Origin of the sequence: Streptomyces sp. NPDC047525 (genome assembly GCF_040643025.1) — a bacterium.
Classification (GTDB): domain Bacteria; phylum Actinomycetota; class Actinomycetes; order Streptomycetales; family Streptomycetaceae; genus Streptomyces; species Streptomyces durmitorensis.
Genome location: NZ_JBEYTL010000021.1, coordinates 123600 through 144966 on the forward strand (window position 1 = coordinate 123600; position 21367 = coordinate 144966).

Below are 21367 nucleotides of genomic sequence, written 5' to 3' on the forward strand. Positions count from 1 at the left end.
CCCCCTGGTGGGCTGCTAGTCGCGGGCCGCGTTCAGATGCTCCGCGTGTTCCTGGAGCGAGCGGACGCCCACGTCCCCGTGGTTGAGCGCGTCGATGCCCTGGACGGCGGCGGCGAGCGCCTGGACCGTGGTCAGGCACGGCACCGAGCGGGACACGGCCGCCGTACGGATGTCGTAGCCGTCGAGGCGGCCACCCGTGCCGTACGGGGTGTTGACGATGAGGTCGACCGCGCCGTCGTGGATCAGCTGGACGATCGTCTTCTCGCCGTTCGGGCCCTCGCCCTCGCTCTGCTTGCGCACGATCGTGGCGTTGATGCCGTTGCGCTTGAGCACCTCGGCCGTGCCGGACGTGGCGAGCAACTCGAAGCCGTGCGCGACCAGTTCGCGCGCCGGGAAGATCATCGAGCGCTTGTCGCGGTTGGCGACGGAGATGAACGCGCGGCCCTTGGTGGGCAGCGGACCATACGCGCCCGCCTGCGACTTGGCGTACGCCGTGCCGAACACCGAGTCGATGCCCATGACTTCGCCGGTCGAGCGCATCTCCGGGCCGAGGACGGTGTCGACGCCACGCCCGTGGATGTCGCGGAAGCGCGACCACGGCATGACGGCTTCCTTCACCGAGATCGGCGCGTCCATCGGCAGCGTGCCGCCGTCGCCGGTCGCCGGGAGCATGCCCTCGGCGCGCAGCTCGGCGACGGTCGCGCCGAGCGAGATGCGCGCGGCGGCCTTGGCCAGCGGCACCGCGGTCGCCTTCGAGGTGAAGGGGACGGTGCGCGAGGCACGCGGGTTGGCCTCCAGGACGTAGAGGATGTCCCCGGCCATCGCGAACTGGATGTTGATGAGCCCGCGGACGCCGACGCCCTTGGCGATGCCCTCCGTGGAGGCGCGCAGGCGCTTGATGTCGAAGCCGCCGAGCGTGATCGGGGGCAGCGCGCACGCCGAGTCGCCGGAGTGGATGCCGGCTTCCTCGATGTGCTCCATGACGCCGCCGAGGTAGAGCTCCTCGCCGTCGTAGAGCGCGTCCACGTCGATCTCGATCGCGTCGTCGAGGAAGCGGTCGACGAGCACAGGACGCGAGGGGCTGATCTCGGTCGACTCCTCGATGTACGCGGAGAGGCGGATCTCGTCGTACACGATCTCCATGCCGCGGCCGCCGAGCACGTACGACGGGCGTACGAGGACGGGGTAGCCGATCTCGTCGGCGATGGCCTTGGCCTCGGCGAACGTGGTGGCGGTGCCGTGCTTGGGCGCCGGGAGACCGGCCTCCGCGAGCACGCGGCCGAAGGCGCCGCGGTCCTCGGCGGCGTGGATGGCCTCGGGCGGGGTGCCCACGACCGGCACGCCGTTGTCCTTGAGCGCCTGTGCGAGGCCGAGCGGGGTCTGGCCGCCGAGCTGGACGATGACGCCCGCGATCGGCCCGGCCTGCGCCTCGGCGTTGACGATCTCCAGGACGTCCTCGAGCGTGAGCGGCTCGAAGTACAGACGGTCGGAGGTGTCGTAGTCCGTGGAGACGGTCTCGGGGTTGCAGTTGACCATCACGGTCTCGAAGCCCGCGTCGCTCAGCGCGAAGGAGGCGTGGACGCAGGAGTAGTCGAACTCGATGCCCTGGCCGATGCGGTTGGGGCCCGAGCCCAGGATGATGACCGCGGGCTTCTCGCGCTTGGCGACCTCGTTCTCCTCGTCGTACGAGGAGTAGAAGTACGGCGTGTTGGCGGCGAACTCGGCGGCGCAGGTGTCGACCGTCTTGTAGACCGGACGGACCCCGAGCGCGTGCCTGACCTCGCGCACGACGTCCTCGCGCAGGCCGCGGATCTCGGCGATCTGGGCGTCGGAGAAGCCGTGCCGCTTGGCCTCGGCGAGCAGATCGGCGTCGAGGCGCTCGGCGGCGGTCAGCTCGTCCGCGATCTCCTTGATCAGGAAGAGCTGGTCGACGAACCACGGGTCGATCTTCGTGGACTCGAAGACCTCCTCGGGGGTGGCTCCGGCGCGGATGGCCTGCATGACGGAGTTGATGCGCCCGTCGGTCGGCCGCACGGCCTCGGCCAGGAGCTCGGCCTTGTCGCCGGGCTCGCCCACGAAGGTGAACTGCGAGCCCTTCTTCTCCAGGGACCGCAGCGCCTTCTGGAGCGCCTCGGTGAAGTTGCGGCCGATCGCCATGGCCTCGCCGACCGACTTCATGGTGGTCGTCAGGGTCGAGTCCGCCGAGGGGAACTTCTCGAAGGCGAAACGCGGGGCCTTGACCACGACGTAGTCGAGCGTCGGCTCGAAGGAGGCCGGGGTCTTCTCGGTGATGTCGTTCGGGATCTCGTCCAGCGTGTAGCCGACGGCCAGCTTCGCTGCGATCTTCGCGATCGGGAATCCGGTGGCCTTCGACGCGAGCGCCGACGACCGCGAGACACGCGGGTTCATCTCGATGACGATGACCCGGCCGTCCGTCGGGTCGATGGCGAACTGGATGTTGCAGCCGCCGGTGTCGACGCCGACCTCGCGGATGATCGCGATGCCGACGTCGCGCAGGGTCTGGTACTCGCGGTCGGTCAGCGTCATCGCGGGCGCGACGGTGATCGAGTCGCCGGTGTGCACACCCATCGGGTCGAAGTTCTCGATGGAGCAGACGACCACGACGTTGTCGTTCTTGTCGCGCATCAGCTCGAGCTCGTACTCCTTCCAGCCGAGGATGGACTCCTCGAGGAGCACCTCGGTGGTCGGCGAGAGCGTGAGGCCCTGCCCGGCGATGCGGCGCAGCTCCTCCTCGTCGTGCGCGAAGCCGGAACCGGCGCCGCCCATGGTGAAGGAGGGGCGGACGACCACGGGGTAGCCGCCGAGCTCGTCGACGCCCTTGAGGACGTCGTCCATGGAGTGGCAGATGTACGAGCGGGCGGACTCGCCGTGCCCGATCTTCTTGTGGACCTCTTCGACGACGCCCTTGAAGAGGTCGCGGTCCTCGCCCTTGTTGATCGCCTCGACGTTGGCGCCGATGAGCTCGACGCCGTACTTCTCCAGGACACCCTGCTCGTGCATGGAGATCGCGGTGTTGAGCGCGGTCTGGCCACCGAGGGTCGGGAGCAGAGCGTCGGGGCGCTCCTTGGCGATGATCTTCTCGACGAACTCCGGGGTGATCGGCTCGACGTACGTGGCGTCGGCGATCTCCGGGTCGGTCATGATCGTCGCCGGGTTCGAGTTCACCAGGATGACGCGCAGGCCCTCGGCCTTGAGGACGCGGCAGGCCTGGGTGCCGGAGTAGTCGAACTCGGCGGCCTGGCCGATGACGATCGGACCGGAGCCGATGACCAGGACGGACTGGATATCGGAGCGCTTAGGCACGCTGGCCCTCCATCAGGGATACGAAGCGGTCGAAGAGGTACGCGGCGTCGTGCGGTCCTGCGGCCGCCTCGGGGTGGTACTGGACGCTGAACGCGGGCTGGTCGAGGAGCTGGAGCCCCTCCACCACCTGGTCGTTGAGGCACACGTGGGAGACCTCGGCGCGCCCGTAGGGGGTGTCGGAGACCTTGTCGAGCGGCGCGTCGACGGCGAAGCCGTGGTTGTGCGCGGTGACCTCGACCTTGCCGGTCGTGCGGTCCTGCACGGGCTGGTTGATGCCGCGGTGACCGTACTTCAGCTTGTACGTGCCGAAACCGAGGGCACGGCCGAGGATCTGGTTGCCGAAGCAGATGCCGAACAGCGGCGTCTTGCGCTCCAGGACGGCCCGCATGACGGCGACGGGGCCGTCCGCGGTCGCCGGGTCGCCGGGACCGTTGGAGAAGAACACGCCGTCGGGCTGGACGGCGTAGATGTCCTCGGCGGTCGCGGTCGCGGGCAGGACGTGCACCTCGATCCCGCGCTCGGCCATGCGGTGCGGGGTCATGCCCTTGATGCCGAGGTCGACGGCGGCGACGGTGAAGCGCTTCTCGCCGATCGCGGGGACGACGTACGTCTCCTTGGTGGCGACCTCCGCGGCGAGGTTCGCGCCCTTCATCTCGGGCTGCCGGCGGACCTCGGCGAGCATCGCGCCGTCGTCGGGGAGCGCGTTGCCGGAGAAGATCCCGACGCGCATCGCGCCGCGCTCGCGCAGGTGGCGGGTGAGCGCACGCGTGTCGATGCCGCTGATGCCCACGACGCCCTGGTTGACGAGCTCCTCGTCGAGGGTGCGCTGCGAGCGCCAGTTGGAGGGCACGCGCGCGGGGTCGCGCACGACGTATCCGGCGACCCAGATCCGCTGCGACTCGGGGTCCTCGTCGTTCACGCCCGTGTTGCCGACGTGCGGGGCCGTCATGACGACGACCTGGCGGTGGTACGAGGGGTCGGTGAGGGTCTCCTGGTAGCCGGACATGCCGGTGGAGAACACCGCTTCGCCGAAGGTCTCCCCCACGGCCCCGTAGGCGCGGCCGCGGAAGATGCGGCCGTCCTCCAGGACGAGTACGGCGGGAGTTTTGGCGGCTCCCCTGGTGGAGGTCGTCATCGTGCGGTGCCTTCCTTCATGTCGTTCGTGTTCGTGTTGATCATGTTGTTGATGGCCTCGACCCACTCGGCCTGCTCGGCCGCGTGGTCCGAGCGGAAGCCCGAGTCGATCTGCTTCTCGCCGTGCTCCCAGGTGACGATCAGCAGACCGCCCTCCGCGAGGACCTTTCCGGCGATGCCCTTGTCGAGGCGGGCCTCGCGCAGCTGCCCGGCCGGGATGAAGAAGTCGGCTGCCCCGGGGCGTACGACATCGAGGCCCGCGTCCGTGAGCGTCAGCTCCACGCGGCTGCGGGTACCGAGGCCGTGCGCCACGATGCGGTCGAGCCACTGCCCTGCCGTGGTCGAGCCGTGGTAGCGACCGCTGAGCTCAAGTCTCACCGGGCCCGGCTCGGTCGGCGCGCTGGGCAGGTCGGGCAGGTCGCCCTGGAGCGTGCCGCGCCACTTCCAGCCCTCGCGCATCAGCCAGTAGACGAGCGCGATGAAGAGCAGCAGTCCGACGACCCAGCCCGCGCGAGCGGCCCAGTCCGTCACGTCCGCCGACTTCTTCTCGGCGGCGAAGGTGACGGCACTTCCTGCGGCGGTGGAGATCAGAGAGGTCACGCGAGCTTCCCGTCGACGAGCGTGGCGCGGCCCCGCAGCCACGTGTGCGTCACGCGGCCCGGCAGCTCACGGCCCTCGTAGGGGGTGTTGCCGCTGCGCGAGGCGAAGCCCGCGGGGTCCACGACACCACGGTAAGCCGGATCGAGGAGCGTGAGGTTCGCGGGCTCACCTGCCGAGACGGGGCGTCCGTGGCCCTTGGCCTGCCCGATCTCGGCGGGCTTGACGGACATCCGGTCGGCGACCGCGGCCCAGGTGAGCAGGCCCGTCTCGACCATCGTCTGCTGGACGACGGAGAGCGCGGTCTCCAGGCCCACCATGCCCATGGCGGCCGCGGCCCACTCGCAGTCCTTGTCCTCGTGCGGGTGCGGGGCGTGGTCGGTGGCGACGATGTCGATCGTGCCGTCGGCCAGGGCCTCGCGCAGCGCCATGACGTCGCGCTCGGTGCGCAGCGGCGGGTTGACCTTGTAGACCGGGTTGTACGAGCGGACCAGCTCGTCGGTCAGGAGCAGGTGGTGCGGGGTGACTTCGGCGGTCACGTCGATGCCGCGCGACTTGGCCCAGCGCACGATCTCGACCGACCCGGCGGTCGACAGGTGGCAGATGTGCACCCGCGAGCCCACGTGCTCGGCGAGCAGCACGTCACGCGCGATGATCGACTCCTCGGCGACGGCGGGCCAGCCGCCCAGGCCCAGCTCGGCGGAGACGACGCCCTCGTTCATCTGGGCGCCCTCGGTCAGGCGGGGCTCCTGCGCGTGCTGGGCGACGACGCCGCCGAACGCCTTCACGTACTCCAGGGCGCGGCGCATGATCACGGCGTCGTCGACGCACTTGCCGTCGTCGGAGAAGACGGTGACACCGGCCGCGGACTCGTGCATGGCGCCGAGCTCGGCGAGCTTCTTGCCCTCCAGGCCGACGGTGACGGCGCCGATCGGCTGGACGTCCGCGTACCCGCCCTCCTGGCCGAGCCGGTAGACCTGCTCGACGACGCCCGCGGTGTCGGCGACGGGGAAGGTGTTGGCCATGGCGAACACGGCGGTGTAGCCGCCGGACGCGGCGGCGCGCGTACCGGTCAGGACGGTCTCGGAGTCCTCGCGGCCGGGCTCGCGCAGGTGGGTGTGCAGGTCGACGAGGCCGGGCAGCAGGATCTGGCCGTCGGCCTCGACGACGGTCACGTCGTCTCCCGCCTCAAGGCCGGTGCCCACCTCGAGGATCGTCTCGCCGTCGATCAGGACGTCCTGGGGCTCGCCGCCAAGGACCTTCGCACCACGGATCAGGGTCTTGCTCATGTCTTACTTCTCCTCGGAACCGGTGGGGCGGGTGTGGGTGACGGCGGGTTCGTTCCCGCCCAGGAGCAGGTAGAGAACGGCCATCCGGGTGTGCACGCCGTTGGCGACCTGCTCGATGACCGTGCAGCGGTCGGAGTCGGCGACCTCGGCGGTGATCTCCATGCCGCGCACCATCGGGCCCGGGTGCATCACGATGGCGTGCTCGGGCATCTTCGCCATGCGCTCGCCGTCCAGGCCGTAGCGACGCGAGTACTCGCGCTCGGTCGGGAAGAACGCGGCGTTCATGCGCTCGCGCTGCACGCGCAGCATCATCACGGCGTCGGACTTCGGGAGCACGCGGTCCAGGTCGTACGACACGTCGCAGGGCCAGCTGTCGACGCCGACCGGCACGAGCGTGGGCGGGGCGACCAGGGTGACCTGGGCGCCCAGGGTGTGCAGCAGGTCGACGTTCGAGCGCGCGACCCGGCTGTGCAGGACGTCGCCGACGAGCGTGATGCGCTTGCCGCTCAGGTCCTTGCCGAGGCCCTCGTCCTTGCCGACGAGCCGGCGCCGCATGGTGAAGGCGTCGAGCAGGGCCTGCGTGGGGTGCTGGTGGGTGCCGTCGCCGGCGTTGATCACCGGGGCGTCGATCCAGCCGGAGGTGGCGAGCCGGTAGGGGGCGCCGGACGCGCCGTGCCGGATGACGACGGCGTCGACGCCCATCGCCTCCAGGGTCTGGGCCGTGTCCTTGAGCGACTCGCCCTTGGAGACGCTGGAGCCCTTGGCGGCAAAGTTGATGACGTCGGCGGAGAGGCGCTTCTCGGCGGCCTCGAAGGAGATCCGGGTCCGGGTCGAGTCCTCGAAGAACAGGTTGCAGATCGTGCGGCCGCGCAGCGCGGGCAGCTTCTTGATCGGCCGGTCGGCGACCCGGGCCATCTCCTCGGCGGTGTCGAGGATGAGAACGGCGTCGTCGCGGGTGAGGTCGGCGGCCGAGATGAGGTGTCGCATCATCTGGGTGTACTCCGTCATGTGGAGGTGTGCGGGCACGCGGGCGCGCAGGGGTGTGCCCCGGTGCCCGTGAGGGGAGCCGGTGCTACGCGGAAGCGGGCTTGGCACCGAGCAGCACGGCGTCGCGGCCGTCCTCCTCGGCGAGCTGCACCTTGACCGTCTCCCGCAACGACGTGGGGAGGTTCTTGCCGACGTAGTCGGCGCGGATCGGAAGTTCGCGGTGGCCGCGGTCGACGAGGACGGCGAGCTGCACCGCGCGTGGACGGCCGATGTCGTTCAGGCCGTCGAGGGCTGCGCGGATGGTGCGGCCGGAGAAGAGCACGTCGTCGACGAGGACGACGAGGCGGCCGTCGATGCCGTCACCGGGGATCTCGGTGCGGGCGAGTGCGCGCGGCGGGTGCATGCGCAGATCGTCGCGGTACATCGTGATGTCGAGTGAGCCAACCGGGATCGCCCGTCCGGTGATTTCTTCGAGCTTCTCGGCGAGTCGCCGCGCGAGGAAGACACCCCGCGTGGGAATGCCGAGCAGCACCACGTCCTCGGCGCCTTTGGCGCGCTCGACGATCTCGTGTGCGATACGGGTCAACACCCGTGCGATGTCCGGGCCTTCGAGCACGGGCCGGGCGACATCGGGTTCGTTCGTGTCGTGCGAGTCCATATGAAACGGACCTCCTTCTCCGCCTCACGGGACGGACCTTAAAGGACGTCGAAATTGCGCCATCCACGCTACCAGTACCCGCAACACCGCCGGTCACGACCCCCCTGGGAGGGGTCGGTACGGACCATTCGGCTTGACGCACCCAAGTAACGCTGCGTAACCTCACAGTGAGTTACCGTTCTTCGTCCGGGGAGCTATATGTCCAGCGAATACGCCAAACAGCTCGGGGCCAAGCTCCGCGCCATCCGTACCCAGCAGGGCCTTTCCCTCCACGGTGTCGAGGAGAAGTCCCAGGGACGCTGGAAGGCGGTCGTGGTCGGTTCGTACGAACGCGGCGACCGCGCCGTGACCGTACAGCGCCTTGCCGAGCTGGCGGACTTCTACGGCGTCCCGGTCCAGGAGCTGCTGCCCGGCACCGCTCCGGGCGGTGCGGCCGAGCCGCCGCCCAAGCTCGTTCTCGACCTTGAGCGCCTCGCGCACGTCCCGGCCGAGAAGGCAGGACCCCTGCAGCGGTATGCCGCCACGATCCAGTCGCAGCGCGGTGACTACAACGGCAAGGTGCTCTCGATCCGCCAGGACGACCTGCGCACCCTCGCCGTGATCTATGACCAGTCGCCCTCGGTTCTCACCGAGCAGCTGATCAGCTGGGGCGTCCTGGACGCGGACGCGCGCCGCGCCGTCGCCCACGACGACGTCTGATACCTCAAGCGAGAGCTGAGCAGAAACGTAACGCCGGGGTGGCCGGAACCGATGGGTTCCGGCCACCCCGGCGTTCTGCGTACGCCTGTGAGCCCTCGGGAGGCCACACGGGCCCCAGGAGCCACTGAGACCCCAAAGGAGCCCCAGGGCAACGCCAGAGGGCCCGCAGCGTGTCGCTGCGGGCCCTCTGAGCGGCGCGGGAGGCTGACGCCTCGCCCTTGGCCTCGTCGCGGCGTCTTACGCCTCGTCGCGGCGCAGACTCGGCTTCAGGTCCTTGAAGCGGCCGAGCAGGCCGTTCACGAAGGACGGCGAGTCGTCCGTGGAGAACTCCTTGGCGAGCTGCACGGACTCGTCGATCACCACGGCGTCCGGCGTCGCGTCGACCCAGATCAGTTCGTAGGCACCGATCCGCAGGATGTTGCGGTCGACGACTGGCATCCTGTCCAGGGTCCACCCGACGGCGTACTGCGAGATCAGCTCGTCGATGTGGCGCTCGTGCTGGGCATACCCCTCGACCAGCTCCATCGTGAACTCGCTGACCGGCGGCTGCCGGGTGTCGGACCGCGAGTGACGCACCCAGTCCGCGAGGACTGTCAAGACGTCGGTACCACGCTGGTCGGCCTCGAAAAGGATCTGGAAGGCGCGCTTGCGGGCCGTATTACGAGCAGCCACGGTTAGCTGTTCACCCGGCCGAGGTAGCCACTGTCACGGGTGTCGACCTTGATCTTCTCGCCGGTGGTGATGAAGAGCGGCACCTGGATCTGGTGGCCGGTCTCCAGCGTCGCGGGCTTGGTGCCGCCGGTGGAGCGGTCGCCCTGGACGCCGGGCTCGGTCTCCTGGATGACCAGCTCGACGGCGGCCGGCAGCTCGACGAAGAGAACTTCGCCCTCGTGCTGCGCGACGGAGGCCGTGAAGCCCTCGATCAGGAAGTTGGCGGCGTCACCGACGGACTTGCGGTCGACGTGCAGCTGGTCGTACGTCTCCATGTCCATGAAGACGAAGTAGTCGCCGTCCATGTAGGAGAACTGCATGTCGCGCTTGTCGATCGTCGCCGTGTCGACCTTGACGCCGGCGTTGAAGGTCTTGTCGACGACCTTGCCGGACAGCACGTTCTTGAGCTTCGTGCGCACAAAGGCGGGGCCCTTGCCGGGCTTGACGTGCTGGAACTCGACGACGGACCAGAGCTGGCCCCCGTCGAGCTTGAGCACCAGGCCGTTCTTGAGGTCGTTCGTGGAAGCCACGGTTGCGGAATCTCCTGGACTGACGTGGACGACCCCGGCGCACGCGCACAGCTGAAAAGCTAGAGCGCGAGCAGCTCCTTGGTCGTAATGGTGAGTAGCTCGGGTCCGCCGTCCGCCTCGGGGCGCACGACGAGCGTGTCATCGATCCGGACACCACCCCGTCCCGGGATGTGAACCCCCGGTTCGACGGTGACCGGCACGCAGGCGTCCAGTTTACCCATGGCCGCGGGCGCCAACTGCGGGTCCTCGTCGATTTCGAGCCCCACACCGTGTCCCATCAGCGGAGCGAGACCGTCCGCATACCCCGCGGAGTCCAGTACATGCCGTGCCGCACGGTCGATGTCGCGGTAGGCGGCGCCCGGTGTGAGAGCCTCCCTGCCCGCCCGCTGAGCGGCGAAGACGAGGTCGTACAGCTCGATCTGCCAGTCCGCGGGAGACGTACCGATGACGAACGTACGCCCGATCTCACAACGATAGCCGCGATAACTGGCCCCCAGGCACACGGAGAGGAAATCCCCTTCCTCCACCCGCCGGTCCGACGGCCGGTGGGCGCCCCTGCCCGAGTTCGGTCCGGTGGCGACGGAGGTCGGGAAGGCGGGCCCGTCCGCGCCGTGATCGACGAGGCGGCGTTCGAGCTCCAGGGCGAGATGACGTTCCGTACGCCCCACGAGAATCGATTCGAGCAGCTCACCGAGGGCCTGGTCGGCGATCTCGGAGCCGATCCGCAGGCAGGAGATCTCCTCCTCGTCCTTGACCAGCCGCAGCTGTTCGACCGCTCCGCCGAGGTCCGCGAGCCGCAGCCGCGGCGCGACGGATCCCAGGGCACGGTGCCGGGCGACCGTGAGGTCGTGCTCCTCGACGGCGAGCGAATCGGCGCCCTGCGCGGCCGCGAGATCGGCGCCCGCGACGGCGGCGTCCCCGCCGGACGCGTCGAGCAGCTGCACCCGCAGCCCCTCGTCGGGCCGCCCCTCGCCCTGCTCGTCACCGAGCGGCCTGCCGCACAGCAGCAGATCCTCGGTCCTGCCCAGCAGGAGCACGGCACCCTGCGGCGCCGCTCCCGCGAGATACCGCACGTTGGCGGGGCGGGACACCAGCGCCGACGCGCTGCCGCCCGCGGCACAACGCTCCCTCAGCCGCTCACGGCGGGCCGCGTACACCTCTGACATGGGACGAGCCTATGAGCGGCGGCGCGGGTCGGCCCGTTCAGCGCCGCCGACCGAGCGGTCCGCCGCCTACCACTGCGGCGGGCTCGCGATGGAGCGGGCGAGGACGTCGTCAAGGACCCGGGCCGTGGCGGGGACGTCCAGCTGGGAGTTGTCGATGATGGGCAGGCCCGAGCCGTACCAACCGGCCATGCGGCCGTGGATGCGGGCCACTTCCTCGTCCGTGAGGCGGCGGTTTCCGCTGCGCTCCGCGTTCCGCTCCAGGACGATCTCCAGCCCTGGCAGCAGGACCACCGGCAGCAGGCCGGGGCCCACGTGGCGCTTCCAGCCGCCGAGGCCGACGACCGGGCGGTCGGGGAAGACCGCGTCGTCGAGGATGCAGGAGATGCCGTTGGCCAGGAAGTTCCGTGCGGCGAAGCCGCAGGTGCGGCGGGCCAGGCGGTACTGCGCCTCGGAGTGGTCGTTCCAGCCCGACTGGGGGTCCGCGAAGCCCGAGCGCACCCATTCGCGGACGTCGTCGAGGCTGATGTGGGCGGTCGGCACCCTGCGGTGCTCCGCCCAGAACTTGGCGACGCTCGTCTTGCCCGCGCCCGCCGGGCCGATCAGGAGGACGGCCAGCGTGGTGCCGCCGGTGTCCGCCTGGGCGGTGCCGGGCGGCGGGCTCGGCATGGCGACGGGGCCGCCGGGCGGAAGCTGGATGTGGCCCGTGGTTTCCGGGGTCGGGGGCACGGGGGCATGGCTGTGCTGCGAGGCGCCCGGCGCCACGTGCTGCGGCGTCGGGGCGTGCGGGTGCGGGGCCGGTCCCGGCGGATGGGGGGCCGTGCCCGGGGGGTGCGGTGCGCCGGCGAAGCCCGGCGCGGGAGGCGGTGGGCCGCCCGGCGCGGCACCCGGCGGCGGACCGCTCGGGTGGTGTGCGGCCGGGGACCAGCCGGTGGCCGGTCCGTGCCCCGGCTGATGGGGCGGCGGCAGCGGAGACCCCACTGCGTGCTGCATCCGGTGCCACTCCGTCTCGTACGACTGACGCTGGTCGGGCGGCGGCCGGGGCCACCCGTTACCGAACGGTACCGTCCCCGGCCGACGTTGTGTGAACGGCCGGGGAGGCCGCAGGGTGCCCGTGGCTTGTTCTGGTGGGCCGATTCCGCGCTCCTGGAGCGCTACTTCGCCACTTCGCCGTACGCGGCGAGCAGCACCGCCGGGTCGGGTCCCTCCAGGACGGTGGGCTTGCCCAGGCCGTCGAGGACGATGAAGCGCAGCAGGTCACCGCGGGACTTCTTGTCGACCTTCATGGTCTCCAGGAGCTTGGGCCACTGGTCGTAGCGGTAGCTCAGGGGCAGGCCGACCGACTCAAGGACGGTGCGGTGCCGGTCGGCGGTCGCGTCGTCGAGGCGTCCCGCGAGGCGGCCGAGTTCGGCCGCGAAGGCCATGCCGACGGAGACCGCGGCACCGTGGCGCCACTTGTAGCGCTCGTTCTTCTCGATGGCGTGCGCCAGGGTGTGGCCGTAGTTGAGGATCTCGCGCAGGCCCGACTCCTTGAGGTCGCCGGACACGACCTCGGCCTTGACCTTGATGGAGCGCTCGATCAGCTCGGCGGTGTGCGGACCCTGCGGGCTGCGCGCCCCCTGCGGGTCCTCCTCGATCAGTTCGAGGATCACCGGGTCGGCGATGAAGCCGGCCTTGATGATCTCCGCGAGACCCGACACGAAGTCGTTGACCGGCAGCGAGTCGAGCGCGGCCAGGTCGCACAGCACGCCCGTGGGCGGGTGGAAGGAGCCCACGAGGTTCTTGCCCTCGGCCGTGTTGATGCCGGTCTTGCCGCCGACCGCGGCGTCCACCATGCCGAGCACGGTGGTCGGAACGGCGATCCAGCGGACCCCGCGCAGCCAGGTCGCGGCCACGAACCCGGCGAGGTCGGTGCTGGCGCCGCCGCCGACGCCGATGATGATGTCGCTGCGGGTGAAGCCGGACTGGCCAAGAGCCTTCCAGCAGTACGCGGCGACCTCGGCGGTCTTGGCCTCCTCGGCGTTCGGCACCTGGATGGCCACGACCTCGTACCCCTGGTCGGCCAGGTCCTGGCGCAGCGCGTCGCCGGTCTCGGCGAGCGCCTCCGGGTGGATGATCGCGACGCGCTTGGTCTGCTCGCCGATCAGGCCGGGCAGCTCACCGAGGAGCTGACGTCCGACGAGCACCTCGTACGGCTCGGTGCCCGCGGTGCCGCCGACCTGGATGCGGGTGGGCGTGTGCCCCGACGTCCCAGCAATCTCCGTCATGCTTCCTTCAACTCCAGTGCGTCGAGGACCGCTTGGGCGACCTCTTCGGGGGTGCGGTCGTCGGTGGCGACGACGGCGCGGGCGACTTCGGCGTAGAACTGGCGGCGGGCGTCCATCAGTTCGCGCCACTGCTTGCGCGGGTTGACCGCGAGCAGCGGGCGCGCGACGTTCAGGCCGGTGCGCTTGACCGCCTCCTCGACGTCCATCGACAGATAGACGACGGGGTGCGGGGCCAGGAGCGCGCGGGTCGACTCGTCGAGGATCGCGCCCCCGCCGAGGGCGAGGATGCCCTCGTGCTCGGCGAGTGCCGTACGCACGGCCGCCCGCTCCAGGTCGCGGAAGTGCGGCTCGCCCTCGTCCACGAAGATGTCCGCGATCTCCCGGCCCTGTGCGGCCACGATGTCGGCGTCGGTGTCCCGGTAGACGGTGCCGAGGCGCTCGGCGAGCAGGGCGCCCACCGTCGACTTGCCCACGCCCATCGGCCCGACCAGAACGATCTGCGGGCCGGTCACCGGATCTGCAGGTTGTCGAGGTACGACTGCACGTTCCGCCGGGTCTCGGGCACGCTGTCGCCGCCGAACTTCTCGGCGACCGCGTCAGCCAGGGTCAGCGCGACCATCGCCTCGGCGACGATGCCGGCGGCCGGGACCGCGCACACGTCGGAGCGCTGGTGGTGCGCCTTGGTGGCCTCGCCGGTGGCGACGTCGACGGTGGCGAGCGCGCGCGGCACGGTCGCGATGGGCTTCATCGCGGCGCGCACGCGCAGCAGTTCACCGGTGGTCAGGCCGCCCTCGGTGCCGCCGGAGCGGCCGGAGGTGCGCCGGATGCCGTCCTCGGTGGAGACGATCTCGTCGTGCGCCTTGGAGCCCGGCACCCGTGCGAGGTCGAAGCCGTCGCCGACCTCGACGCCCTTGATGGCCTGGATGCCCATGAGCGCGGCGGCGAGCCGCGCGTCGAGCCGCCGGTCCCAGTGGACGTGCGAACCGAGGCCCACGGGCACTCCGTACGCGAGGACCTCGACCACACCGCCCAGGGTGTCGCCGTCCTTGTGGGCCTGGTCGATCTCGGCGACCATCGCCTTGCTCGCGTCCGCGTCGAGGCAGCGCACCGGGTCGGCGTCGAGCTTCTCGACGTCGGCGGGGGTCGGGTAGACGCCGTAGGGCGCCTTGGCCGCCGCGAGCTCCGTGACGTGGCTGACGATCTCGATGCCGGCCGTCTCCTTGAGGTACGAGCGGGCGACCGCGCCGAGCGCGACGCGGGCCGCGGTCTCACGGGCGGAGGCGCGCTCCAGGATCGGCCTGGCCTCGTCGAAGCCGTACTTCTGCATGCCCGCGAGGTCGGCGTGGCCGGGCCGGGGCCGGGTCAGCGGGGCGTTGCGGGCCAGGTCGGCGAGGATCTCCGGGTCGACCGGGTCGGCCGCCATGACCTGTTCCCACTTGGGCCACTCGGTGTTGCCCACCATGATCGCGATCGGCGAGCCCATGGTCAGGCCGTGCCGGACGCCGCCCAGGAAGGTGACCTCGTCGCGCTCGAACTTCATGCGCGCACCGCGCCCATAGCCGAGGCGCCGCCGGGCCAGGTGGTCCGCCACCATCTCCGTGGTGATCGGCACGCCGGCGGGAAGACCCTCCAGCGTCGCGACAAGTGCGGGTCCGTGGGACTCTCCCGCGGTCAGCCAACGCAACCTGCTCAACGGTGCTCCTCATGCTCGCGCCTGGAACTACGTGGCGCGACCGGGTGCGCGGCCCTGGCCCGCCATCCCCCGATCCTCCCACGCCGGGGGGCGGGACCTGGCCTCCGGTCCACAAAGCGGACGCCTCAGCGGGCGGCCAGCGCGTGTTCCCCTGCCTTGCGCATCGCGGCCAGCGGCGCGGGCGTGCGCCCGGTCATCTGCTCGACCTGCAGCACCGCCTGGTGCACGAGAAGGTCGAGCCCGCTGACGACGGCGCCGCCGTACATCGACCAGCGGGCCGCGAGAGCGGTGGGCCACGGGTCGTACAGGACGTCGAAGAGGGTCGCGGGCCGCTCGGGCACGGCGGCCGACAGCGCGTCGGTCGCGCCCGCGGGCGTCGTGGCGATCACCAGCGGCGCGCGCAGGGCGCGTTCGGCGTCCGCCCAGTCCTCCGTCCGCACCTCCACGTCGAGCCGCTCGCCCCACTGCCGCATCTCGGCGGCGCGCGCCTCGCTGCGTACGTACGCGACGACCTCGCCCGTGCAGATCCGCGCGAGCGCGGCGAGCGCGGACGACGCGGTGGCGCCCGCGCCGAGGATCGCGGCCGATTCGACCTGCTCGATGCCGCGTTCCCGCAGGGCGGCGACCATGCCGGGGATGTCGGTGTTGTCGCCGAGACGGCGTCCGTCGTCCGTCAGGACGACGGTGTTCACCGCCTCGACGGAGGCGGCGGTCTCGCTGACCTCGTCGAGCAGCGGGATCACCGCGCGCTTGAGCGGCATCGTCAGGGACAGCCCGGCCCACTCGGGGCCGAGCCCCTCGATGAAGCCGGGCAGGGCCGCCTCGTCGACGTCGAACAGGTCGTACGTCCAGTCGACCAGGCCCAGCTCCCCGTATGCGGCGCGGTGCAGCACCGGGGAGAGGGAATGGGCGATGGGTGAGCCGAGGACTGCGGCTCGGCGGCCCTGCTCAGTCGCCATTCTTCTGCCGATCATTGAATTCCGCGACCAGCTTTTCGTGCTCGGCCAGCGTCTTGGTGAACTGGGTCTTCTTTCCGTCGACGGAGATGAAGAACATCCAGCCACCGGTGTCCGGGGCCAGCGTCGCCTTCAGCGCTTCGTCACCCGGGTTTCCGATCGGCCCCGGCGGAAGGCCCTTGTGGAAGTAGGTGTTGTACGGGTCGGGGTCGCTCCGGATCTTCGAGATCGGGATATTGATCTCGCTCTGACCCTTGAGGTAGTTGTACGTCGAGTCGAACTCGAGCTTCTGGTTGGTGACGGTGTTGGACGACTTGAGGCGGTTGTAGACGACAGACGCCATCTTCTTGAAATCGTCGTGCGTCATGCCCTCTGCCTGGACGAGGCTGGCCACGGTGAGAACCTGCAGCGGGTTCTCCAACTGCAGCTCGGCCGCCTTCGACTTGAGGCCCAACTCGTCGTACTTCTGGGTGGCGTGGGCGACCATCTTCTTGAGGACCGTCTCGGGCTTCTGGCCCTTGGCGACCGGGTAGCTGGAGGGGTAGAGGAAGCCTTCCAGCGGGTCCTTGATGTCCTTTTCGGTATTCGCCCAGTCCGGAAGTCCGAGACTCTTCCATTCCTTCTTGGCGACGCCCGCCGTCGTCCCCTTGTCGAGCTCAAGACGCTTGTCGATCTGGCTGTAGACCCACGAATTCCGCCGACCCTCGGGAATGATGAGGTTATTGCGGCTCTTCGGGCTGAGCATCAGTTCGACTGCACTCTTGGCCGACATTTCCTTCTTCAGGACATAGACGCCGTCCTGAATCGAATTGCCGTTGGGATTCTGCGCCTGCGCGGAGACAAAGGCGTCCACACTCTTGACGACGCCGGCGTCCTTCAGTTTCTGGCCGATCACATAGCCGCCGGAATCCTTCGGGATGTCGACGGTCGCGAGGCCGGTTCCCTCGCCCGCGTAGTCCGGCGCCGTACCGAATCGGTCCTGGTAGAACTGGTAGCCGAAATAGCCGACCCCGGCGAGACCGCCGCCGAAGACCAGCGTCACGACCAGGCAGGCGCAGCCGCTCCTGCGCTTCTTCGGCTTCTTGCCGCCCCGTCCGCCCCGGCGGTCCCCGCGGCCACCACGACGGCCCGGCGGCTCGTCGTCGTACTCGTCCTCGTCGTCATCGGCGCCGGAGAAGAACGCGTGCTCGCCCTGGTCCGGGCCCGGGTCCCAGTCCTTCTGCGGCTCGGGGTCGGGGCGTCGGCGGGACGGCGGCTCCGGCGGGGGGTAGGCGTCGGGGGTGCCGTAGTAGTCCGGACTCTCCGCGCCGTAGCCGCCCGGCTGGTTGCCGTAGGGGTCCGCAGGGTCGGCGGAGTACGGGACCTGGCCGTGCCGGCCGGTGTCCCAGCCGCCGTTGTACTGGTCCTGACCGGCGTTGTACTGCTGCTCCGCCGGGCCGCCGTTGTACTGCGGGTCCTGGCCGCCGCCTCCGTTGTACTGCTGCTGGGCGGCGGGCCCGCCGTACTGCTGCGAGCCGTAGGCCTGCTGCTGGCCCGTGCTCCAGTCCTCGTACTGCGCATGCTGCTGCGGCTGCTGAGGGTGGTACTGCCCCTGGCCGCCGTAGGGGGACGGGCCGCTCGCGGCCTGCTGTCCTCCCCATCCGCCGTCCCCGTACAACGGGTCCTCGGGATGCCACGGTTCGGAGCCTGGGCCCCGGCCATACTCAGTCATCGATCCCCTACATGCCGCGAGGCGGGGCCGCCGTCTGAGTGGGAGGGCAACCGTTCCGCCTCTTGATGCTGTGCGGCAGCTGTTCGAACACCGCCGCATCGCGCGGAACGTTACCGTATCGCGATCAGATGACCACTTCGACGCCCTCGCCCGGAGCTTTACCTGACGCCCGTTCGGACTCCAGTGCCTGCTGGAGGATGATGACGGCCGCCGCCTGATCGATGACAGACCTGCCCTTTTTGGACTTCACGCCCGAGGCGCGCAGCCCCTGACTGGCCGTCACTGTGGTCATCCTCTCGTCCACGAGCCTCACCGAAATGGGGGCGACCAAGCGGGCGAGGTCCTGCGTGAACGCACGGACCTTGGCGGCCGCGGGCCCCTCGCCCCCGTTGAGGGAGCGAGGGAGGCCGACGACGATCTCGATCGGTTCGTACTCGTCGACGAGCTGCTTCAACCGGCGCTGAGCAGCCGGGACATCCCGTCCCGGCACCGTCTCCACCGGAGTGGCGATGATCCCGTCGGGGTCGCACGAGGCGACCCCGATCCGGGCGTCACCGACATCGATGGCCAGACGGCGGCCCCTGCGCATGCCCCCTGAGGAGTCGTCCATCAGGCCGTCTCTGCGACGAGGCGTTCGACGGCCGCCATGGCGTCGCCGATGGCCGCGGCGTTCTGGCCGCCGCCCTGGGCGACGTCCGGCTTGCCGCCGCCACCGCCGCCGAGCGTCTTGGCGGCCGTACGGACGAGGTCGCCGGCCTTGAGACCGCGCTCGCGTGCGGCTTCGTTCGTGGCGATGACCGTCAGCGGGCGGCCGTTGGCCGTGGTGAAGAGAGCCACCACGGCCGGGCGGTCGCCGGGGATGCGGTGGCGCACGTCGAGGACGAGCTTGCGCAGGTCGTCGGCGCCCGTGCCGTCCGGCACCTGTCCGGTGGCGAGCGCGACGCCTCGTACGTCCTTGGCGGATTCGACGAGACCGGCGGCGGCCTGGAGGACCTTCTCCGCGCGGAACTTCTCGATCTCCTTCTCGGCGTCCTTCAGCTTGCCGAGCATGGCGGAGACCTTCTCGGGCAGCTCCTCGGAGCGCCCCTTGACCAGCTCCTGGAGCTGGGCGACGACCGTGTGCTCCTTGGCCAGGAAGTTGTACGCGTCGACGCCGACCAGGGCCTCGATGCGGCGCACGCCCGAACCGATGGACGACTCACCGAGCAGCTTCACCAGGCCCAGCTGGGCGGTGTTGTGGACATGCGTGCCGCCGCACAGCTCCTTGGAGAAGTCTCCGATGGTGACCACGCGCACGCGCTCGCCGTACTTCTCGCCGAACTCGGCGATGGCGCCCTGCTTCTTGGCCTCGTCGATCGACATGACCTCGGCCTGCACGTCGAGCTCGTGGGCGAGCACTTCGTTGATCTTCTGTTCGACGTCCGTCATGACGGCCGTGGGCACGGCCGACGGGGAGCCGAAGTCGAAGCGGAAGCGGCCGGGCTGGTTCTCGGAACCGGCCTGGGCGGCCGTCGGGCCGAGCGCGTCGCGCAGCGCCTGGTGCGTGAGGTGCGTGGCGGAGTGGGCGCGGGCGATGGCACGGCGGCGGTGCACGTCGATCGAGGCCCAGACCTGGTCGCCGACGGTGATCTCGCCGACCAGGACGACACCCTTGTGGACGTGCACGCCGGGGACCGGCTTCTGTACGTCGCGGATCTCGACGGCGGCGCCGTTGTCGAGGCGGATCCGGCCGGAGTCGGCGATCTGGCCGCCGCCCTCGGCGTAGAAGGGGGTGCGGTCGAGGACGACCTCGACCTCGTCGCCCTCGCGGGCGGCGGGGGACGAGACGCCGTTGACCAGGAGGCCGACGATCACGGCCTCGTTCTCGGTGAGGGTGTAGCCGGTGAAGTCCGTGGCGCCGGAGGCGTCGGCGATCTCGCGGTAGGCGTGCAGATCAGCGTGGCCGGTCTTCTTGGCCTGCGCGTCGGCCTTGGCCCGCTCCCGCTGCTCCTTCATCAGGCGCCGGAAGCCGTCCTCGTCCACGGCCAGGCCCTGTTCGGCGGCCATCTCCAGGGTGAGGTCGATCGGGAAGCCCCACGTGTCGTGCAGCAGGAACGCCTTGTCGCCGGAGAGGACCTTGCCGCCGGCGGCCTTGGTCTCCGTGACGGCGGTGTCGAGGATGTTCGTGCCGCCCTTGAGGGCCTTGAGGAAGGCGGCCTCTTCGGCGAGCGCGACGGTCTCGATGCGCTTGCGATCGGTCTGCAGCTCGGGGTACTGCTCGCCCATCGACTTGATGACCGTGTCGACGAGCTCGTGCACGACCGGGCCGGTGGCGCCCATCAGACGCATGTTGCGGATGGCGCGGCGCATGATGCGGCGCAGCACATAGCCACGGCCTTCGTTGCCGGGCGTGACGCCGTCACCGATGAGCATCACGGACGTGCGCATGTGGTCAGCGACCACGCGCAGGGAGACGTCCGAGCCCTGCTCGGCGCCGTAGCGGACGCCGGTCAGCTCGGTGGCCTTGTCCATGACGACGCGCAGGGTGTCGGTCTCGTACATGTTCTGTACGCCCTGCAGGATCATGGCGAGACGCTCGAGACCCAGGCCGGTGTCGATGTTCTGGCTGGGCAGGTCGCCGAGGATCTCGAAGTCCTCCTTCGAGGTGCCCTCGCCACGCTCGTACTGCATGAAGACCAGGTTCCAGATCTCCACGTAGCGCTCGTCGTTGACCGCCGGGCCGCCCTCGACGCCGAACTCGGGGCCGCGGTCGTAGTTGATCTCGGAGCAGGGGCCACAGGGTCCGGGGACGCCCATGGACCAGTAGTTGTCCTTCTTGCCCAGGCGCTGGATGCGCTCGGCGGGGACGCCGACCTTCTCGCGCCAGATGGTCTCGGCCTCGTCGTCGTCGAGGTAGACCGTCACCCACAGGCGCTCGGGGTCGAGGCCGTAGCCACCGTCCGCCACGGAGCTGGTGAGCAGCTCCCAGGCGTACTTGATGGCGCCTTCCTTGAAGTAGTCACCGAAGGAGAAGTTGCCACACATCTGGAAGAACGTGCCGTGCCGGGTGGTCTTGCCGACCTCTTCGATGTCCGGCGTACGCACGCACTTCTGCACGCTCGTGGCGCGCGAGAACTGCGGCTTGACCTCGCCCAGGAAGTAGGGCTTGAAGGGCACCATGCCCGCGGGGACGAGGAGCAGAGTCGGGTCGTCAGCGATGAGCGACGCCGAAGGGACGACGGTGTGCCCGCGCTCCTCGAAGAAGCTCAGCCAGCGGCGGCGAATCTCGGCCGACTCCATCAGTGGTCCTCATTCCGGTTGTACGAGTACTTCGACTTCGAGAGGTACTTGCCCTGCTTGTTCTTGTCGGTCTTGCTGGTCTTGCCGTTCTCGATGGCCACGACGACCGTGCGCTGCCCGGGGAGTTCGGCGTCGACCGGGGCTTCGAGGCCCAGGGCCTCGCCCAGTTCGGCCTCGCGCTGGGCCATGCCGTCGCGGACGTCGAGAGCGAAGTCCTTGAGCTTGTGACCCGCTTCGAGCGCCTTGTTCGCGGCCTGCGCCGCGAGGCTTTCGGGGGTCAGTTGCTTGATCTTGCGGTTGACCTTGGTGGTGGCCCACACACCGGCAGCGGCGCCCGCGGTGAACCAGAACGTACGGCGGAACATCGCT

At 70.0% G+C, this 21367-nt stretch carries 19 protein-coding genes; 1 reads left to right on the plus strand and 18 read right to left on the minus strand.

Features of this window, described 5'->3' with window-relative positions:
• Positions 1 to 15 precede the first annotated feature (15 nt).
• From carB to pyrR, 6 genes are all read right to left on the minus strand, one after another.
• Positions 16 to 3324, minus strand: coding sequence for a carbamoyl-phosphate synthase large subunit (gene carB / locus ABZ833_RS39570; protein ID WP_361057752.1), 3309 nt, complete (start codon positions 3322 to 3324; stop codon positions 16 to 18).
• Positions 3317 to 4459, minus strand: a complete 1143-nt coding sequence (gene carA, locus ABZ833_RS39575; protein ID WP_361057754.1) for a glutamine-hydrolyzing carbamoyl-phosphate synthase small subunit — start codon at positions 4457 to 4459, stop codon at positions 3317 to 3319. Before carA ends, carB begins: the two co-directional genes overlap by 8 nt.
• On the minus strand, positions 4456 to 5058 hold the full coding sequence (locus tag ABZ833_RS39580) for a hypothetical protein (RefSeq protein WP_361057756.1): 603 nt from the start codon (positions 5056 to 5058) through the stop codon (positions 4456 to 4458). Before ABZ833_RS39580 ends, carA begins: the two co-directional genes overlap by 4 nt.
• The gene (locus tag ABZ833_RS39585; RefSeq protein WP_361057758.1) at positions 5055 to 6344 is read right to left on the minus strand and encodes a dihydroorotase; all 1290 of its coding nucleotides are present in this window, start codon (positions 6342 to 6344) and stop codon (positions 5055 to 5057) included. Before ABZ833_RS39585 ends, ABZ833_RS39580 begins: the two co-directional genes overlap by 4 nt.
• A 3-nt stretch (positions 6345 to 6347) precedes the next feature.
• On the minus strand, positions 6348 to 7334 hold the full coding sequence (locus ABZ833_RS39590) for an aspartate carbamoyltransferase catalytic subunit (protein ID WP_361057803.1): 987 nt from the start codon (positions 7332 to 7334) through the stop codon (positions 6348 to 6350).
• Between the two features lie 82 nt (positions 7335 to 7416).
• Positions 7417 to 7989, minus strand: a complete 573-nt coding sequence (gene pyrR, locus ABZ833_RS39595) for a bifunctional pyr operon transcriptional regulator/uracil phosphoribosyltransferase PyrR (RefSeq protein WP_361057759.1) — start codon at positions 7987 to 7989, stop codon at positions 7417 to 7419.
• Between the two features lie 198 nt (positions 7990 to 8187).
• Here pyrR and bldD point away from each other — a divergent pair, with 198 nt between their 5' ends.
• A complete protein-coding gene (gene bldD, locus ABZ833_RS39600) occupies positions 8188 to 8688 on the plus strand; it encodes a transcriptional regulator BldD (protein ID WP_135330908.1) in 501 nt (166 codons plus the stop codon).
• A 237-nt stretch (positions 8689 to 8925) separates the two neighbouring features.
• Here bldD and nusB read toward each other — a convergent pair whose 3' ends face one another.
• The 12 genes from nusB to ABZ833_RS39660 all read right to left on the minus strand — a co-directional run bounded on the left by nusB (position 8926) and on the right by ABZ833_RS39660 (position 21363).
• Positions 8926 to 9360, minus strand: a complete 435-nt coding sequence (nusB, locus tag ABZ833_RS39605) for a transcription antitermination factor NusB (protein ID WP_249591132.1) — start codon at positions 9358 to 9360, stop codon at positions 8926 to 8928.
• Between the two features lie 2 nt (positions 9361 to 9362).
• Entirely contained in the window at positions 9363 to 9929 is a 567-nt protein-coding gene (efp, locus tag ABZ833_RS39610) for an elongation factor P (RefSeq protein WP_249591131.1), read from the minus strand.
• A 59-nt stretch (positions 9930 to 9988) separates the two neighbouring features.
• A complete protein-coding gene (locus tag ABZ833_RS39615; RefSeq protein ID WP_361057762.1) occupies positions 9989 to 11095 on the minus strand; it encodes an aminopeptidase P family protein in 1107 nt (368 codons plus the stop codon).
• A gap of 66 nt (positions 11096 to 11161) precedes the next feature.
• Positions 11162 to 12085: a Pro-rich N-terminal domain-containing protein gene (locus tag ABZ833_RS39620; protein ID WP_361057765.1), complete on the minus strand. Its 924-nt coding sequence runs from the start codon at positions 12083 to 12085 to the stop codon at positions 11162 to 11164.
• 161 nt (positions 12086 to 12246) lie between these two features.
• A complete protein-coding gene (gene aroB, locus ABZ833_RS39625) occupies positions 12247 to 13359 on the minus strand; it encodes a 3-dehydroquinate synthase (RefSeq protein WP_361057767.1) in 1113 nt (370 codons plus the stop codon).
• The gene (locus tag ABZ833_RS39630; protein ID WP_361057769.1) at positions 13356 to 13871 is read right to left on the minus strand and encodes a shikimate kinase; all 516 of its coding nucleotides are present in this window, start codon (positions 13869 to 13871) and stop codon (positions 13356 to 13358) included. The genes aroB and ABZ833_RS39630 overlap by 4 nt, the downstream gene beginning before the upstream one ends.
• Complete coding sequence (aroC, locus tag ABZ833_RS39635) at positions 13868 to 15052, minus strand: chorismate synthase (RefSeq protein WP_361057771.1); 1185 nt, start codon at positions 15050 to 15052, stop codon at positions 13868 to 13870. Before aroC ends, ABZ833_RS39630 begins: the two co-directional genes overlap by 4 nt.
• A 125-nt stretch (positions 15053 to 15177) precedes the next feature.
• Entirely contained in the window at positions 15178 to 16011 is an 834-nt protein-coding gene (locus ABZ833_RS39640; RefSeq protein WP_361057773.1) for a shikimate dehydrogenase, read from the minus strand.
• Positions 16001 to 17719 carry an endolytic transglycosylase MltG gene (gene mltG / locus ABZ833_RS39645; RefSeq protein ID WP_361057775.1) on the minus strand — a complete coding sequence of 573 codons (1719 nt, stop codon included), beginning with the start codon at positions 17717 to 17719 and terminating at the stop codon, positions 16001 to 16003. Before mltG ends, ABZ833_RS39640 begins: the two co-directional genes overlap by 11 nt.
• Positions 17720 to 17843: 124 nt before the next feature.
• The gene (ruvX, locus tag ABZ833_RS39650; RefSeq protein WP_249593133.1) at positions 17844 to 18308 is read right to left on the minus strand and encodes a Holliday junction resolvase RuvX; all 465 of its coding nucleotides are present in this window, start codon (positions 18306 to 18308) and stop codon (positions 17844 to 17846) included.
• A gap of 20 nt (positions 18309 to 18328) precedes the next feature.
• On the minus strand, positions 18329 to 20998 hold the full coding sequence (gene alaS, locus ABZ833_RS39655; protein ID WP_361057777.1) for an alanine--tRNA ligase: 2670 nt from the start codon (positions 20996 to 20998) through the stop codon (positions 18329 to 18331).
• A complete protein-coding gene (locus ABZ833_RS39660; protein ID WP_249591122.1) occupies positions 20998 to 21363 on the minus strand; it encodes a DUF6167 family protein in 366 nt (121 codons plus the stop codon). The genes alaS and ABZ833_RS39660 overlap by 1 nt, the downstream gene beginning before the upstream one ends.
• Positions 21364 to 21367 lie beyond the last annotated feature (4 nt).